Below are 18,508 nucleotides of genomic sequence, written 5' to 3'. Positions count from 1 at the left end.
AACAACTTCTCCTTATAAAAATAGCCGACTATTACATAATAGTCGGCTATTTTTATATAAATTTATACAGACACTGCCATTTTCCCTTTGCGAAATATTCCCATTAAAATCCAGCGATTAATGAGATAAACGCTTCTCCCACTCTTTCACCTTTTCAATTGTTACATCTAATTTCTTAGCCACTTCCTCTATACTCATTCCTTTAAAGAGCATTCCAGCTGCCGAAAGTGCTTTATCAATTTCTTCTTGCTTCTCCTGTTCATATAAACGACCCACTTTTGTCATCCGTAACCACTCCTTTACTTTTTTCGCGTAGTCTTCATCAATAAATTTATCTGTAGCTACAAGAATTCCGGCAATAACTTGAATTTGTTCTTGCTCATCGGAGATACATTTTGCTACTTCTATCGTCTTCTCAATTAAAATTTGTCTTTTTTCCCTACTATGCATAAGTGGTACAAGTATTAATTTCATGGTTTCTTCATCCGTCAAAGATTTTCCTTCTTCCATTTTTTTAATAACCTTTTGAAGGATAGCATCACCATTATATTCGCTTAGTAAAACCGCTTTGGAATTTAAACGTATACTACATACATCTATTTCTTCTATTGGATTCATTACCTCACTTGTATAAATAACCACGATTCGAATATCCGGTAACTCTTTATTCTTATTATAATAACGATACATAATTTGATTTGCATAATCCATATACTTCAAATGGTTTTCAAGGAAACGGGTATTACTTTCATACTCTAACATTAAAATTGAACCATCTTCCATTTCAAATAAAGTATCTGAGCGCCTTTGATCTGCACGAACTCTCGAGAATTCATTTAATAACAGCTCTTTTATTTTTGGAAAGCCTTTTAATCCATATGCTTCAAGCCCTTTATCCCTATAACATTCACTTAAAAACTTCATAAGAATATCTTTATTATGATAAAAAATATCATTCCCTGCCAATAGCTAATCCCCCTTAACTATTAGTTACCATTTTCTTTATTATATAACTTATGAAATTAGCGTTACAACTTTGGTTCACATGTAGATACTATTTTCAAAACAACTTGCCCTTTCACTACTTTACCCCCTCCACGAACCGCCCAAATCCCTTCAAAAACCGCAGCTTAAAACTCCCCACAGGCCCATTCCGATGCTTCGCCACATGAATCTCCGTCATCTCTTTCTGCATCGTTTCCTTATCGTAATAATCCTCTCGATACATAAGCATAATGACATCCGCATCTTGCTCAATTTGGCCCGTCTCTCTTAAATCAGATAAAAGCGGACGCTTATCTTGCCGCGACTCTACAGAACGAGATAACTGTGATAACGCTACTACACAAACATTTAACTCACGTGCTAATAACTTAAGCTTACGAGAAATCTCACTAATTTCTTGAAATCGATTGCCCTTATGCTTCGGATCGCCCGTAATAAGCTGCAAGTAATCTACAATAATTAAAATCTTTTTATCACCGTGCTTCCTCTTTAACTTACGAGTTTGCATCCAAATATCTTGTACCGTAACGCCTGCATTATCGTAAATCTCAAATGGCAACTCACCAATCTCCGCAAACGCCTTACTTACCTTCTCCCAATCTTCCATCGCAAAACGATGCTTCGGATTTTTCAGCCTACCTCCTGACACTTCACCTATGCAAGATGCCATCCTTTTTAACAATTGCTTACTACTCATCTCTAACGAAAACAATCCAACCGCCACTCCAGACTTCGCCGCATGCAATCCAACATTTAGCGCAAACGCAGTCTTCCCCATAGAAGGGCGCGCACCAAGAACGACAAAATCACCTTCCTGCAATCCGCACGTCATTTTATTTAACGATGTATAACCAGTCTCAATACCTGTAATCTCTTTTACATCTTGATGAAGCTCTTCATATAAATCAACTAACGCATCCTTCAAATCAAACTCACATACACAATCCTTTTCCTCTAACTCACAAAGTGCTGTAATCGTCTCACCAATAATCTTCTCACTCTTCTCCGCAATAAGACGCTCTCCCATTTTGTGCCCAAGAACACCGGCCTGATACATTTTCCAGGCACCTCGAACAAGCCCCTCATAATAAGTAAAGTTGCTAGTAGTAGGCACACCATCCATTAATCCTATAAAATACTCCATTCCCCCGATCCCCTTCAAAAAATTCGGGTCCACTCTAGAAGTGAACGTCACAAGGTCAATCGGTTGCCCCTCTCCTTCCATTTTTCGCATTAACTGAAATATAGACTTATGTACTGGCATCGAAAAATACTGCTCTGTCAAACGGCACTCCTTAATAAGCTCTCCATCAAGTAATAGAGAACCTAACACTGTCTTTTCCGCCTCCACATTTTGAATACTCATGGACGCCACCCGCGCTCCGCTAAAAAGCGCTGCAACTCTTCCTCAGACGGCGCATTTTTCTCCCACTCCTCACACCTCGCCAAAAACTCCTCCGTCTCCCCCGTACTAACAGACGACTCCTTTTTCCGAAACTTAGCTGTATCCGCCTCAACTTCACACACTTTCGTAAATCCTTTCCCATGCCAACCTCTCAAAATCCCTTTCACATAAGCAACCGTCCGCTTATTATTCTCAAACGCAATTTGAAGAGCCTTCAGCACAAGCTCCTCTGACAAATCTTCCATCCACGCACTCAGTTCCTCTACAGTATGCGGAGACAAACTACCGAAATGTTGCTCATAAAAAGAAAACACACGACTTCCCGTTTCTTCCTCTACAACCTCTACAACCTCTTCTTCCTCTGTCTCCTCGAAAACCGGCTCAACATCATCCACAGCCAAATCACCAGGCATACCAAAATGTGCTAAAAGCATCGGAACACTTAGCTCCTCTTCTGCACACTTCTGAAGAAACATATGTACAAACTCCTTATTCTTCACACCCTTAAGCTCACGAAGAACGCACTTCTCCACATTCGTATTCGTCACCGGATTATAACGAAGCCAATTTAAAACGAATAACTCCCGCGTATCCGCATCATACAGAATCTTTCCATAATCAACAAAGCGCTGCACAAGCTTATCAACAGTCTCCCGATTATATCCCGTCTCCATCTCAGCTAACCGCTTCGGAAAAGGAAAAATCCCGCACTGCGTCGTCTTCGAACAAGTTAATAAGTAAATATAAAAATACCGCTCCTCCGGCGTCAAATCCAAAACAAAATCATCCTGCCAAAAATTCACCTGCACATTACGATACACCGCCATCCTAATTCCTCCCGTCTCCGTTCAAAATTAAAAGCCCCTTCATAATATATATGGGAGGTTGGTCGGGTTTTTGGCGTGTTATTTCAAAAATTTTTTCGACTCCTACTACGGTGTTTGTTGGTGTTTTTGTTTTGTTATGTTTTTTCTTAGTGATTTATTACTTGGTAGGGACTTGTAAGGGGCTTAGGAGGGGCTAGTTATCGGTTACTTCGATTAAAAATACTTGATCTGAGAAGCCGCCTCTTTCTTCTGCTTTCTTTTTCCGGATGTTGTTGATTTCTTCTAGTGTTGTGCCTTCGTGTTCGGCTAGGGCGTTTATTAGTTCTAGTAGGTCGGATAGTTCTTCGAGTTTATGTTCTTTTGTGTCTGCTTCTAGGTATTCGGTTAGTTCCTCTTCTGTTTTCTTGCAGATTTCTTTTATGTATTCGTCTTGGGGTAGGATTCTTGTTGTGGGTGTTTTTCCGTTGGATTTTATTATTTGTGGGATTTTGTTTCGGATTAGTTTGTTGTAAGTTGGCATGTGGTTTTCCTCCGTTTGGTTTTTCTTCTATTTTAAACTTCATAGAGTATGGGGGTTAAAATAGAAAAAAACTTTAAGGTAGACAGATTTTGATTTTTAATCTGTCTACCTTAAAGGGAACATATCATTTCTCCCGTACTCTTTTCCAATTATTACAACATAGAACCATACTAGTTAGTATCTACATTAAAAGATTCCATCATCTTTTGAAAACTACTTATCCTATCTCTATGTTTCACACTATTATTTTTGCGCTAAATTGACCACTTACTATCCAAAAATCAATAAGCTGGACCAATGACTTAGTTTGTTGTTCATTTAGTGGAACTCCCAACTCAAACTGTGTTTGCAATGCTCGTTCACTAAAATTTGCTGATCCCATATAGCCTTTTTCTTGATCTATTAATAATAACTTAGCATGGAACCATAACTTTTTCTCTTGTTTTTCTAAAGGTTCAAATATTCTCATCTGAATATTTTCGTGTAAAGACTGTTCTAATAAATATTCAAAAGCTTTTCTATTCATATCTAAATCATAATCATTTACTATCCAATCTATAGTAATACCGCTTTTGTTTTCGCTGAGCGCCTTTAGGCTTATCATCAATTGTTGTATACCTGCAACTGAATAGTATGGTGAAAAGAAGATTATTCTTTTATTTGCTGTTTGTATTAAATTTTGGATCCATGTATTTAAGTATTCGAAATGCTTCGAAATCCTTCTCGGAATCACAGGATTAATACCATGTGGAATAGTCCACAATAGTTGTTCATTCTCTGTTTCTAACGAATCATAATCAAAACTCCCTACTATTTCAGCTAATTCAAATATTCTTTGTAACTGGATATCATTAATAACAATGTATTTATTTTGACTTTGTTTTATCAATTCCATATCTTCTAATATCCTAAAAAGTGTATGTGCAATCCCTTCATCTATATGTTGTTTATTTAAGCTTATCCATTCTTTTAACGTAAAGCCATTTGGTTGAATACACTGTAAGTAACGAAAAATTCCAGCCCATTTAATTAATGCGCTATCTAACTTGTTTTTTTTAGTTAAATTTATAAGCCTTATCAAAATTTCCTTTCCCCTTCTTCATTACCTCGTCTAATTCTTTGGAAAAATAGCCAATTATAGGGGTTTCTCCAACATAACCACCTGTTAACAAATTTCTGCTTAAACCACGATTAAAGTGCTGACACGAAAACTTCAAGTATGAACATGCATGACAAGCACCGTGCTGTCCTTTACAAATCGGATCATATAAGCACGTTTGAGTTTTCTCATAAGTATTTCTAAGCCATCTTTCAAGATCATTTTCAAATGCAGCAATAAGTGCCCCCATTCCACCACCTTGTAACTTAGAAACATAAATTGTGCCTGCCAAAGCAGATGGGAAGATGTACTCAGACATACTATCTACATCTAAACCTATAATGGATTTCCCAGCATGCAACAACATATGTAACATTGTATGAACCAGTTGATATGTCATAATAGTCGCTAAAACCTTTTGATCATGCACATAGTCTTTTGGATCAAGCATTACCAAATCTTCCTTCTCCATTTTAGAAAGAAGTAAATAATTATATAGGATTGCATGTGCCTCTCTTTTACTGTTTGGAGACTCATTATTAAAGGTGATTAATTTATTTATCTCTAACCATCTTAAAATTCTTAATGGATCTAATTTAAAAATAATAGCTTCATTGTCATTTTTTAGAACAGGGATTACTGTATATCGCTTATTACTTATCTGCTTCCGGAATGGGTTTAAAATAGAGCGATTTCTATCAAAAGATTTACGTGTGTACCCTACCCCCATGGTAATAACCGGAAACTTTTCTAGTAATACTACTGATTCTAAACCAAGATTCTCAACTTCATTTTGTGCCCGTATATAGGAAGTTTCTTGCACTAAATCACTATTTATCCTTGCTTCTTCTAATTTAGCCTCGATAGTTTGCCCATCATTTTCATACCAAGAGAATAAAAACTCATGTAATAATCTGTCCTCTTCAACAGTTTCAATAGGGAATGTCTTTTGAAATATCTCCTCCACTTCTTTTGTTATATCTCCCTCTAAAAACTGTGCTCCCAAATCACTGTTTTTAATAGTTTTTAATAGTATCCTTCTTTCTTCTTCATTCTTTGCAGACTCTAATAGTATTTGCAATGTACTATTATTTTTTTCAATCTCGAAATTTTGTGCGTAGTTTCCCGTATTAATTGAATCCAGTTGTAATAAAGCTGCCATTTGGATCTGCGTAAAACTTTCATGCTCCTTTCGTTCTATTAGTGTTTGTTGTTCTAAATTAACCATAGATTTTAGTGCAGGATAATGAATATCGCCTTCTGATAGATGAGTTCCTCCCAAAAAACGTTTGTTATTTTGTATCATTTCCTCAGTTAAAGGAAGATTAGTACGCTTTGTCCCAAGGTCACCTAATGATATTTGCTTCTTATAGTTGTACCAGGTCGCTGTAGTAAAACGTCTAGTATCGCGCATACGAATTCCATCATATTTTTCGTGCCAGTTTTTAGCACCTTTATTAGTCTTAACATTAATAGATTGAAGATCTCCATTTAGATGAACAAGAGCGTATGGATATTGCTTAATAACATCTTTGCTACAAAATTGGCATCGTAATTCTGGATTTTTTCTAGAAAGGTCTTCAAGGTTAAAATATTGATGTACATTTCTACAAGAACGATTGTTACAGCGAAAAACTAACGGAAAGAGTGAAAATTCAATTTGATCGATCTCTCCAAAGAAATATAATTCATCCTGTTCGGGAAATAAATTGGTACTTAGTCCTGCATTTGTATTCCAATCATTAATATATCTTCTAACCGCTTCAAGAAGATGAGTTGTTTTTTCATTTAATTTATTTAATTCCATATCTGTTACCTGATACCACTTCTTATCCTCCATAAAAACCGATCCAGGGAGAAAACGGAATAGAACTTGACTTCTACCTCTTTTCAATTTCTTAACCATAATTACTTACCATTCCTTTCGCTATGAAGGAGTGCATACCTTAGAACAACATCTGTTTCTCTGCACGACTGTATTGTAATGCCCTCTTCTATGTCTCGAAAACTTGTGATAGGATTCAATGCCTGTTCATCCTTAAGGTTCAACGTTTTTGAACTTATATTTAAAAGATGTTCTTTTTCCTTATATATTCGTTCAATTGCTTCTTTGACTCTTTCCCTAGCTGTTAGTGAAAAATACTCATATCCTGCACCAAATATTCTCTCCAACTGCTCAATAATTTCCTGGCTAACTGAGTCCCCACTTGTAACTCTAGCCGCAACATACTCCTGAAATAAACCACAACTATAGATAGTATTATTTTGTTTTTGAGAATGTACGTTAAGTAACAGACTTGATAACAATCCTGGTAAAGTTCTTTCAATCGCCTTTAAAGATAAACGATTAATCGGAACAGGATCCACCAAACGATCCATAAAAATGTGATTTTGAATAAAAAATTGATACTGAGACCTTTCACGTAAGTCATTCGCCCTGAAGCTCACTAATACTAATCCTGCATGCGATCTAGCAGAACGGCTTGATGCTTGGATATACTCAGCTTGTTTTGAAGGCATACCTGCCATGAAAAAGTTGTTTATTCTTTCCAAATCCACTCCATGGCTAATTAGACTTGTAGCAATTAACAACTGCAATTTATCCTTATACTCTACCCCACTACCCTGTGACTCAATTTTATCAATGACATCAATAATTTTATCCATATCATTTTCACCAGTCAGCATTTCAGTTTGTATACCGAATTCTGGACCTGTAATTTCTTCCATACGCCTTGCTATGTCCGATCCCATAGTTTTTTGGTTTACATACACAGTAGACAAGTCATACCTTGATAGCAAATCCAAAAAGTCCTCTTCACACTCAATTCCCTCAAATCCAAATTGTTTAAAGATATAACTAGATTTATAATATAAATCTTTAATTTCTTTTTGATATAAATAAACCGCTCTTCCTATTATTTCCTCTTGAGAACGTGAATGCGGCAAGATCCCTAGATATAAACGTCTTTTAACATTTGGCGTACTTGTAGCATAAAAAGATTCACCTTTCTTAAATCCCATAGATGGATACTTTCTAGGCGCACGTAAATACAAATGATTAATATGATGTTCATATGATTCAATTGTAGCAGTGGCAGCAATAATTTTAGGTAAGTGCTCAGGCTTTCTCCCAAATGAACGAGAAAATTCATTTAATGCTCCCTCATAATGACCATTTAAAGCCCCTAATTCTTCTTTTAATAAGTGAAGTTCATCTTGAATGAACAAAGATGGGACTGGATCATAAAAACTATTTTTTATAGTCAATACATCTCTCTTATGCTTGGCCGTATTTTTTACTTTTTCGCTACAAGATTGATATTCATCGTAGGCTCCAACAATACATCTATCAGAATAAAAGCCATGTTTAGGGCATACTCCACCAATTTGTCCAAAAATATGCGAAAACTCCCTATATCTTCCCATAATAGCCAACTTATCAACAGTTCCACACAATACACTTGGAACAAATCTATATACTTCTGAATCAGTAATATATATCGGTACAACACCGTTTAATTCTTTACTCTTTACAACAAAACAATCGCTATTAGTACAACGATGTTCAAATCTCCATAAAGACTCGTTAAATTCAAGTGTAAGATTTTCGTTACATCTAGGGCACTTATGTAATAACATCTTCTTTTTTTTACTTATTTCATTTTCGAAATATTTCTTTCTCATACGGTCTTTTACAAAGTTATCGGTATTACCTCCCCCTGCAAAGAAACCTATTGAGAATGGTTTTCCTTTTTCTGGAATTTCATCACTTTTTTGTCTATATTCCTCTGCATATATTAACATCTTAGCAAGGCGATCTAATTGGTTCTTGGATAGCATCCGAAGAGGGAATCTAATCCATGAACTACATCCTCGTTTTTTTCCCCTTAACCGATCATAGAATAGTGCTGTAACCACTAAGCCCAGGTAAGCTTCCGTTTTACCTCCACCAGTTGGAAACCATAATACGTCTGCATATTTTGCAGATTGAGTAATTTCTTCTTTTTTACTATCAGTTTCAGCCATTTCACGAGCGTATAAGCTTGGTAAAATTCTTATAATGAATATTATTTGGAATAACCGCCAAGAAGTATACTTACCTTTTCCAGATTCCGCAAACACTTTATTCATTATATTAAATGCGGTCATTAACCTTGAATCCATATTTAATACATATATCCCTAATTCAAATGACTCAATTTCCGCCTCGAATTCCTTCATATCTTTGATACAACTAATAACTTCCTCTTCATTTATTAGTTGTTTATCTCCATCACCTTTATAGTCAATGAAAGTTTTCCACTTGCGTAAATACCCCTTCATTTCTAACACTACGCTTGAGAGCGTTTTATTTACCAATTCCGGTGTTGTAAGATCTCCAAAGGCAACTGACAGATCCTCCCTAGTTCTATAGTGTTCTTGAAAATAAGACGGGATGGTTTCTGTTGATAAAATTAATTCACTATCAGTATCCTCATACGCCCCTACACAATTAATACCTTTGACATTATAGCTTTTATCATATTTATAATCATCGCTAGCTCCATCAAAATAAAATGGTATATGGCTCCCCTGTTGAACTTTGACTTCAAAATAACAATCAAAAAACTGCGTTGAATGGCCTGTTGGCTTTTCGCCCATTTTTATATCAGGAACTTTCGTATCATTGATTAAGCTTATACTAATTTTTAATAAGTTCTTTCCTTCTTTATTTTTATAATAAACTGGATCAATGACTAGCTTTGCGTCCCAATCAGCTATATTAGCGTTTGGTTCCCTTATTTCTCGCAGCATATCTTTAAACTCTTCTTCTGTTTCGGGTTTCTTAATAATTGGTACAACACCTGTTTTTTCTATAACATTAGAATACACGGAAAATAAATCTTCTCTATCCAAAAGATGCATTATTTTTTCTTTTAAAATACCCTGTAGTGGGATATCCTGTTGATTTAATTCATTAACATCTATTTCAAAAGGCAAATCATTAAAGTGAACTTGTATTTGTTCATATTTCTCCAACAATTTAAGTCCTTTATTTTGTTCATCTGTCTTTTTATCATCAATATATTTAGTTGTATTACCTTCTATTTTCTCCTCAGTTATCCCCACTACTGTTTCTCCTAATAATTCAGTAGTATATTCATTATTAGCCAAATATTCAAATGACTCTTTTTGTTCTGAGAAAGCAGGGAAAAATCTTGGATATAAATTAAATTTCCCCGAAATTGTTCCTTTCACATTTACGTTATTTGGATCTATTAGAAATTCTAGCCCCATATTACAATTTTTTGTTAAGCTCTTAAACTGAGGCTGCGGGTCATTCTCCTCGTTCTCTTCAGTTAATTGGTTTATAAATTCAATATCTGGAAACAGAACACCTGAGAAAAAACGTCGAATAGGTTCTTCTCCAATTACGATTTTTTCTTTATTCCCCCGTAGACCGTCTTTCAAGACTTGCTCCATATGTTCAACAAATTTTATTTCATTATTAGTATTTTGCTGTTTACTGATACTCTGTCGTTTCCACATATTTAACTATTCCCCTTTCAATAAACAAATTATGGGTTTCATCTGAAATAATTTTTTCTACTATGCTTGGATGAACTAGATAATCCTGATTCGCATCCAAATATTTAATCTCAGAAAACTCTATAACATCCAGAATGTCTTTCATTGAAATACGCATACCTTTACCTAAGTCTATCCATCTTGATTCATCTAGCTCATATCCTTCTACTAAACCTGCAGCTTGCTCCGCAACAATTTTCCCTAAGGACTTTCCTAATTTAATATGAATCCCCCAAAGTTCCTTCATTGCTTTATAAATTGACCGAACCCTATCTTCATATTGCTTCTCTTCTAATATCCTTGCCACAGCTCTTACATTTGCATAATCTCGGACAAGAGAAACGTCCCCATTAATCCAGTTTGAAATTGTTATTGGAGATACGATTTTCCCACCATTATTATTAATAGCATTCAAAATTTTTTCATAGGATTCAGATTTATATCTACTATTATGATGATATTTACGCCACAATAAGTTTAACATATCTTTCCATTCACTTGCATTCGCTTCTATCCATTTCATAATTAACGCATTAGATGACATACTAAGAATAGTATTAAAAAGCTCTTTTCTCTGCTGTTTTTTTACCCTCACCCATATATCACCAGGCTTTATCTCTAAGGGGTTAATAGTTTTAACATCAGACTCATTGAATTTTTTAACTTTCACTGTACAATCGTTGGGGATAAATACATATTTTTCATTATTCTTATCCTCATTTAAACCACTTGATACTGTCAGCCTAACACATGTGAAATAGGTGTCCGAAGAATTACCAACAAGTTCATGACCAAAAGATGATTCATCGATAACATTTGTATTTAGTCCCCACTCGCCTTCAAATTCATCGAAATCATTTTCTTCTGCTAAAATTTTAATTAGAACATTATCTTTAAATAAATCATCAATTTCCGTTTTATTAGCTATATCAGATATGGCACTATTATTATCTACAAAGTTAATTACATGCTCATTCAAATTAATTTTCACTGGCGGTACCGTGTCCTCTTGAGCAAAGACTTCTATATTCGCCCCAAAAAGATTACGAAATGTGGTATCCAACCGTTGTGGATATAAATTACTTATCATTTTATTAATCTGGTATTTTATAAGTGGTAATTCCTTGAATCCCTCAATAATATGTATTTCTGTTTTTCTAGAAAAATAAGATGAGCTCATATATTTTTTGGCCCACGGATTAACCAAAATCACAAGATCTGGTTCGTTTGATCCATCTAAATATATTTCTTTCAACTGTTTTTTTGCCCAGTTTTCCTGTGTCATCACATTAACTTTCATTAAATCTTTTAAACTAAAGTTCAATGTAGCTCTAAGCCATACTTTAAGCTCTTCAGCAACAATCTTATCTGACACTATTATTAAGATATTACCCTTACTATTAATATGCGTATTTATAAGTTCCTTAACTATTTTCCCTCTAGGACTATCTCCCATTCCCATTAAAATATCATAAATTTCAATAACATCTTTTAACAGATGTGGCATCAGAGTATCGTAAATAAGTTTTTCTTCATAGCTATCACCCTGAATTTTAGAAACTGTTAATAATATCTCTTTAATTGTAGGCTTACCTTGCGACCACCTTGTTCTTTCATACCAATCTATAGGAATTGGTATTGATAGCATTTTCAAAAGTATATTCTGTACTTTTTTAAAACTAAGTACTTGTTCACCTGAGCCGGTATAACTTTTACCCAAAATATCTAATGCTTTACTGAAGCTTTGATGTAATGAACGTAAGCCTTTTATTTGTTGGATTGTTATTTCACGTTTCCATTCTTTAAGATACGGCACGGAAGACTGTAAACTCCAAACCGCTGTAACTGGATTGGGAATCAAATTCAAATCTAGATTAAATAAGCTATTAAATTTCTCAATTGTATACATATCTACTGGGACACAATTTTCCACTTTCGCTGCAATATTTAATGAGATTTCATCACCAGTAGGGGCGATTACGATTACATGTTTAGCATGTTTTTTTGCCCATTTTACTAGTTTCATCGCCCTACTTCTGTGTCGGAACGGTAATAAATCAATTACAATAACATCAGGGTTCATTTCTAAATCTTCTGGTAGAGAATGCCTATACGCCCTGAAAAGTGCTAGCCATGGCAATGTCCCATCATCCTTATTAATTCCATCCTTCTTCTTTTTTCCTTTATTATCATTAAAAGTGAAAGGTTTAAATTTTTCCGCTTCAACTGTATATATCTTTATATAATCACGTAAAAAGGTATTATCGATTGAAGTTCTCCAAATATGGGATAATAATTCAATGTTATCTGTTAAAATGAGTATCCCAGAATTCTCAGTAAATCTAACTCCTACTTCTGGAGCTAGACTGCCAACTACATGTTGTAATATTAAATGGTAAGAAAGTAAAAGAGGAAAACCATAAGAAAATGAAGGAATAGAATACAGAATGTCCCCTTTATTTGCTTCTACTTTAGATAAAGAGAACGCTTTCAACGATGTTGTTAAGATGATATTATCAATATCTGAAGGTTCAACTTTTTCTGTTTGGGTAGTGGATTCAAACGAATTTAATGATTCAAATAAACAATATTTTTGATGATTTAACATACCTCTCCCCAAGTCCAAACTAGATAAGCTTAAGAAATCTCCTAAAATCTCCCTCGTCGCATGTTCATAAACATTTATTGGTACCGGCATAATTTCTTTATATGCTCTCTTTTTCTGTGCATCTGTTAAACCACTCAATAGAAAATCCCCCATCTTATTGAAGTTATCTTAATATCATTGTAAATGAATTGATTTACTAAAAAAAGTAATCTCTCCTTAAAATAGAAAATTATTCCGGATAACAGTTTAAAAGGAAGTATTAAAAAAAGTATGTTATAATCTTATCAAGCTGAAAAATAAAAATAAGGATTGAGATACAATGACAAGATTTCCGTTTAATATCCCTAATAATGAGCCTGTATTTACCACTGAATATGGAAAAGCTTATTGTTCGGATTCTATAAAATTCATGGAGAATATTCCTGACAATTCAGTAGATTTAATTATGACTTCTCCCCCATTTGCATTATTACGAAAAAAAAAGTACGGCAATGAAGAGTCTAGTGATTATGTAAAATGGTTTATAGATAATTTCGCTTCAGAGTTTTGGAGAATTTTAAAGCCCACTGGTAGTCTTGTTATCGACATTGGAGGTACTTGGAATAAAGGGGAACCTACACGATCTTTATACCATTTTGAATTATTACTGCAATTATGTTCAAGTGATATTGGATTTCATTTAGCTCAAGAATTTTATTGGTATAATCCTTCCAAGCTCCCATCACCTATTCAATGGGTTAACATAAAACGAGTACGTGTTAAGGATTCTATAAATCCTGTATGGTGGCTATCTAAAACAAAAAATCCAAAAGCTAATAATCGAAATGTACTAACCCCATACAAAGCAAGTATGAAAAAGCTATTTACTAATGGATATAATGACGGTCCTAGACCATCAGGACATCACGTTTCTAAAAAATGGGGAACTGATAATGGTGGAGCAATTCCACCTAACCTTATTGGTTATGAAGAAGCATTCGATTATTTTAACGATAACTTATTAGAAATATCCAATACTCGTTCCAATGACAAATATCTAAATGCATGTAAAATTTTAGATAAGAAGCCTCACCCTGCTCGATTCCCAAAAGAACTACCTTCTTTCTTTGTTAATTTCCTTACAGATGAGGGAGATGTAATTTATGATCCTTTTGGTGGAAGCTGTGTTACCGGAGAAGTCGCAGAAAATTCAAAAAGAAATTGGATTACATCTGAAATCCTATCGGAATATGTAGAAACTTCCCGTTACCGCTTCGAAGAATTACCTTCCCTTAATAATGATACTAATGATTAGTAACTTATTAATACATACAAAAGGGATTTCTAAATTAATACGTTTAGAAATCCCTTTTGTTGTGAATATCCTCGGAAATATACCGTCAATCATTCAGATATATCCTTTTATTCGAAATAAAATAACTATTTTAACAAAAACTAAATGTAATTCACATAAACTCTCAATAATAATTCTAATTATTGATTAAGAAACACTAAATACTTGTTCGTATGATAGAATATATAATTATTTGTAGGAAGGTGAAAAATATGGCTCCTAAAGACCAACATTTAGCTCTTAGTTCCGGAATCGGCTTAGCAGGATTAGCTGTTTCAAATTTTTGGGACTATGGCACAGAGGCAGCTTGGGTCTTTAAAGATGAAATTATAGATAGTATTGTCAAACCCACCAAATTGACAGCAATACATCATTTTTTGTATTTTTTTCAAGATATTGAAAATGAATTGGACATGATTTGGAAAAATGCCGATGATATGAAATGGGTATATACTTTCATAGTAAGAACACTTCACGAAGTAAACTTACACCCCAATCTTACAGAACCAGATTTTGATTTATGCATTGATGACCATGGACATTTTAATTGTGCTTGTAACGATATTATCCATCAATGGATAGACTATGTTAATGACAATCAGGATAAAATAGATGATTTAATAGTACATTCAGCATTCCAATTTATTTTCCAAGATAGAAAATTCTTACATGATTTCCATTTAGAATTATCTAGGTTTATCGAAAAATATATGGATGATATTGAGAAAAAACATTCAGACTGTGTAACAAAAAAGAAACGAATAAAACGACAATATTTTCCTAAATGGCTAACATCAGCAGTATTTTATAGAGATAAAGGGACATGCGCTATTTGTCGATGTGACCTTTCTAATTTAGTAAGAACACAGAATACTATACATCTTGACCACATTATCCCGCTAGATGTATACGGTAGTAATGACGCTTCAAATTTCCAATTATTATGCGAAAGGTGCAACACTTCTAAAGGAGCAAGATCTACAACCACCAGCTTAGTAAGCACTCCTGTTTGGAATTTGTAAACATCGTACTAATTCACTAATAATGCTCTCTAATCATCGTCATGTCCTCTTTTTTCTAGTAAATAAGGCCATATCAAAAGCAAGCATCCTCCGATGCCATTTTGATACAGCCTTATTTACTACTGCTCTTTAATCATTTTAGGGTAATGCTGGTATTAAAAATTCAACCTACCTACAAAACATTACCTTCCTTTAAATAATCATAAAGCTTATTATCCACCGATTTCTCCATAATCATATTCATCGTAACAACCGGTTTTTTATCTTGCATTTCAGTTTGTTCTACACTTGCTTTATCAGGTCTCGCTTTTCCTAAATAGTAAAAGTCGGTTCCCTCGTCATCATCTTTTTTTACAAAAATATGGACATCAATATTATTTTCTTTAGCCTCAATAATCGTCTGAACTTCCTTTGACTTTAATGTTCTATTACTTCTTGTGTACCACTTAAGAACATCTTGATTAAGGAATTCATCACCGTAGTCCACACTGGATTCTACGGCATCATTTTTATGGTATGTGATAAATATTGGACAAGTATAGTACTTTGTCTTATAACCATACATAGTTGAGCTCTCATCATTATGCCAATTTAAAAGTTTACATACATCTTTTCTTGAGTATTTTTTATATATAGTCAGATTACTATCACACTCATAGTTTTTGCTCTTTTCTTTCGCGCTTTTAATGATGTCCATAACCATATACTTAAAGTATTCATTTTGTTCTAAACTTTTTCGAATAGAATCATTAAATATAAATATCTTCTCATCCTGCAACGTGAGAATTGGCTTTTCTCCATATTTTTTTTTGTTATTTTGTGAGAAAAACTCTAACTCAAAAATCCGTTGCACCGAAGTAATCGTATCATCATCTGTTAAGCAATTAGATTGTTCAAGTTGCTTTACATACTCATCTTTATCAACTTTTTCTTGCTTTAATAATAAGTCTAACAAGACGATTTCGTTTTTACGTTTTCCATTTAATACTTCCAATGAGAACATTGTTAAAACTTTGTTTTCGTACTCTGTTAATGCAGGGATATCCTCTTTCATTTTCAATAGAAACTGATAATAGTTTGAGTATCCTTCTACAAGTACAACTGGATCAATAGAATAGTTTACGATAAAGTCATATAGATATGGAATTCTACCTATTCTATTTTTTAACTCAGCAAAAGCTTCCTTTAATACTTTCATAGCTGTTAAATTGCTTTCGTTAATGGCTTTAAAGATCTGCTTTTTCGCTATCTCTTCAAAGTTAACTGTTGAAATACCTTTAATATAACTCGTATCATTTGTATACCTACGTATATTATCTTTATTTTGTGATTTATCTCCGGAAAGGGCAATCGGAATTAAATAGTTATTTTTATAGTTTCCAATAAAATCAATGATCGTAACAAAATCTTTCGAATCGTGTTTTCGAAGTCCACGCCCCAATTGCTGTATAAAGATAATACTCGATTGAGTTTGTCTCAACATAACAACTTGATTCACACTCGGAATATCAATTCCTTCATTAAATATATCTACCGTTAAAATATAATCAAGTACGCCATTTTCTAATTGATTCACGCGTAGTTCTCTTTCCTCTTGGGAATGATCTCCTGTTAATGCAAATGTGCGAAAACCTCTATTATTTAAGGCGTGTGATAATTGTTCTGCTTCATCTTTTCGGCTGCAAAACATTAGTCCTGTTACTTTCTTACCAGAAAAACCGTAATATTTTACTTTTTCAACTATATGATCCACCCGTTCTTCTGTAACAAGTTTAGATAAAACCGTAGTGTCATCTATCTTTTCACCATTATATTCAAAATCAGTTACTCCAAAATAATGGAAAGGACAAAGCATATCTTCTTCAAGTGCTTCTTGCAATCGAATTTCATAAGCAATATTGTAATCAAATAGCTCATAAATATTAAAATTATCTGTACGTTCAGGTGTAGCAGTCATTCCCATTAAAAATTTCGGTTTAAAATAATCAATAACTCTATGATAAGAACTAGCACCAGCTTTATGAACTTCATCTATTAAAATATAATCAAATAGCCCAGGATCAAATTGATGTAAATTTTCTTCCTTTGAAATAGTCTGGATTGTCGCAAATAAATATTTAGCATTTATTTGCTTATTTGATCCTGATAAAACTCCAAAGTCCTCATCGGCTCCACCAAGAACCTTTTGAAAATCTGATTTTGCTTTATTTAATATTTGCTCTCGGTGAACAATAAATAGCATCCGTTTAGGTGCAAAATTTCTAACATCAAATGCTGAAAGATATGTCTTACCCGTTCCAGTTGCAGAGATAACTAATCCTTTTTCTTTTCCAGCGTCTCGAATAGCTTGTATTTCTTGTAACGCAGCTTGTTGCATTTTATTTGGCGTAATTTTCAACGCTTCTTCAATTGCATTATGATATTGACCAGGTAATTCTATAACTCGATCTAGCAACTTATTTTCTGTAACTTGTTCATATATTGTTTCGTAATTTGCAATTAACTCTTCAGTTAATATTTGAGAATGCTCCCAGACTTCTTCAAATTGATTTTTAAAATGTTGAACAATCTCTCCATCTTCATGCGATGTTAACTTGACGTTCCATTCATAGTTTACCTTCAAAGCATGTGCAGTCAGATTTGAACTACCGACAATTAATGAACAATGTGTTTTATTATCAAATATGTACCCCTTTGAATGAAAACCAGATAAGTTTGTTAATCTTACTTCTACATTTTCAAGTTTCATTAACTCTCTAAACACTTTTGGTGTATTAAAATTTAAGAATGTAGATGTTAATATACGTCCTTTAACCCCTTTTTGTTTAAGATCAAGGAAATGTGACTTTAAAGTCGCTAGCCCACTTTCCGTAATAAAGGCCACCGAGAAAATAAAGGCTGTACTATTTTCAAGCTCTTCCAGCAATGAGCTTAAAACATTTTCATTTTTCTTCGTATTGTTTACTAATAATTTAGGCTTATATATTCCAGGATGATTATGTTTTTGATTAATAAATCCTTTATATAAAGACCCTTCTAACTTTTGAATGAAATTCTCCATATGATCACCATTTATGACAAATTTTTATACTAATTGTATTACTCACTGATTTAAAGT

General features: G+C 33.8%; 11 protein-coding genes. 2 read left to right on the top strand and 9 right to left on the bottom strand.

Going from position 1 to position 18,508, the window contains the following annotated elements:
- Positions 1-117 precede the first annotated feature (117 nt).
- The 8 genes from JFU02_RS24325 to JFU02_RS24290 all read right to left on the bottom strand — a co-directional run bounded on the left by JFU02_RS24325 (position 118) and on the right by JFU02_RS24290 (position 13,173).
- Positions 118-966: a hypothetical protein gene (locus JFU02_RS24325; protein WP_061667759.1), complete on the bottom strand. Its 849-nt coding sequence runs from the start codon at positions 964-966 to the stop codon at positions 118-120.
- Positions 967-1,081: 115 nt separating this feature from the next.
- Positions 1,082-2,371, bottom strand: coding sequence for a replicative DNA helicase (gene dnaB, locus JFU02_RS24320; protein WP_201071795.1), 1,290 nt, complete (start codon positions 2,369-2,371; stop codon positions 1,082-1,084).
- Positions 2,368-3,237 carry a DnaD domain-containing protein gene (locus tag JFU02_RS24315; protein WP_201071792.1) on the bottom strand — a complete coding sequence of 290 codons (870 nt, stop codon included), beginning with the start codon at positions 3,235-3,237 and terminating at the stop codon, positions 2,368-2,370. Before JFU02_RS24315 ends, dnaB begins: the two co-directional genes overlap by 4 nt.
- 193 nt (positions 3,238-3,430) lie before the next feature.
- On the bottom strand, positions 3,431-3,757 hold the full coding sequence (locus JFU02_RS24310) for a nucleoside triphosphate pyrophosphohydrolase (protein ID WP_201071789.1): 327 nt from the start codon (positions 3,755-3,757) through the stop codon (positions 3,431-3,433).
- Between the two features lie 235 nt (positions 3,758-3,992).
- Positions 3,993-4,838, bottom strand: coding sequence for a phospholipase D-like domain-containing protein (locus tag JFU02_RS24305; protein ID WP_201071786.1), 846 nt, complete (start codon positions 4,836-4,838; stop codon positions 3,993-3,995).
- On the bottom strand, positions 4,813-6,696 hold the full coding sequence (locus JFU02_RS24300; RefSeq protein ID WP_201071784.1) for a hypothetical protein: 1,884 nt from the start codon (positions 6,694-6,696) through the stop codon (positions 4,813-4,815). The genes JFU02_RS24305 and JFU02_RS24300 overlap by 26 nt, the downstream gene beginning before the upstream one ends.
- A gap of 68 nt (positions 6,697-6,764) precedes the next feature.
- Positions 6,765-10,388: a helicase-related protein gene (locus JFU02_RS24295; protein ID WP_201071774.1), complete on the bottom strand. Its 3,624-nt coding sequence runs from the start codon at positions 10,386-10,388 to the stop codon at positions 6,765-6,767.
- Entirely contained in the window at positions 10,363-13,173 is a 2,811-nt protein-coding gene (locus JFU02_RS24290; protein ID WP_201071771.1) for a DrmE family protein, read from the bottom strand. The genes JFU02_RS24295 and JFU02_RS24290 overlap by 26 nt, the downstream gene beginning before the upstream one ends.
- A gap of 181 nt (positions 13,174-13,354) precedes the next feature.
- Between JFU02_RS24290 and JFU02_RS24285 the strand changes: the two genes are divergently transcribed.
- Together JFU02_RS24285 and JFU02_RS24280 are read left to right on the top strand one after the other, a co-directional pair.
- Positions 13,355-14,329 (top strand): DNA-methyltransferase, encoded by a 975-nt coding sequence (locus tag JFU02_RS24285; RefSeq protein WP_147790441.1) that lies wholly within the window; start codon positions 13,355-13,357, stop codon positions 14,327-14,329.
- Positions 14,330-14,580: 251 nt separating this feature from the next.
- Positions 14,581-15,390 (top strand): HNH endonuclease, encoded by an 810-nt coding sequence (locus JFU02_RS24280; protein ID WP_084065349.1) that lies wholly within the window; start codon positions 14,581-14,583, stop codon positions 15,388-15,390.
- 172 nt (positions 15,391-15,562) lie between these two features.
- Here JFU02_RS24280 and JFU02_RS24275 read toward each other — a convergent pair whose 3' ends face one another.
- Positions 15,563-18,451 carry a DEAD/DEAH box helicase gene (locus JFU02_RS24275; protein ID WP_151639794.1) on the bottom strand — a complete coding sequence of 963 codons (2,889 nt, stop codon included), beginning with the start codon at positions 18,449-18,451 and terminating at the stop codon, positions 15,563-15,565.
- Between the last annotated feature and the right edge of the window lie 57 nt (positions 18,452-18,508).

Source organism: Bacillus sp. TH13 (assembly GCF_016651175.1).
In the GTDB taxonomy this organism is placed as follows: Bacteria; Bacillota; Bacilli; order Bacillales; family Bacillaceae_G; genus Bacillus_A; species Bacillus_A thuringiensis_S.
The sequence above is the reverse complement of the archived record's forward strand: the minus strand, read 5'-3'. Positions and strand labels throughout refer to the sequence as shown.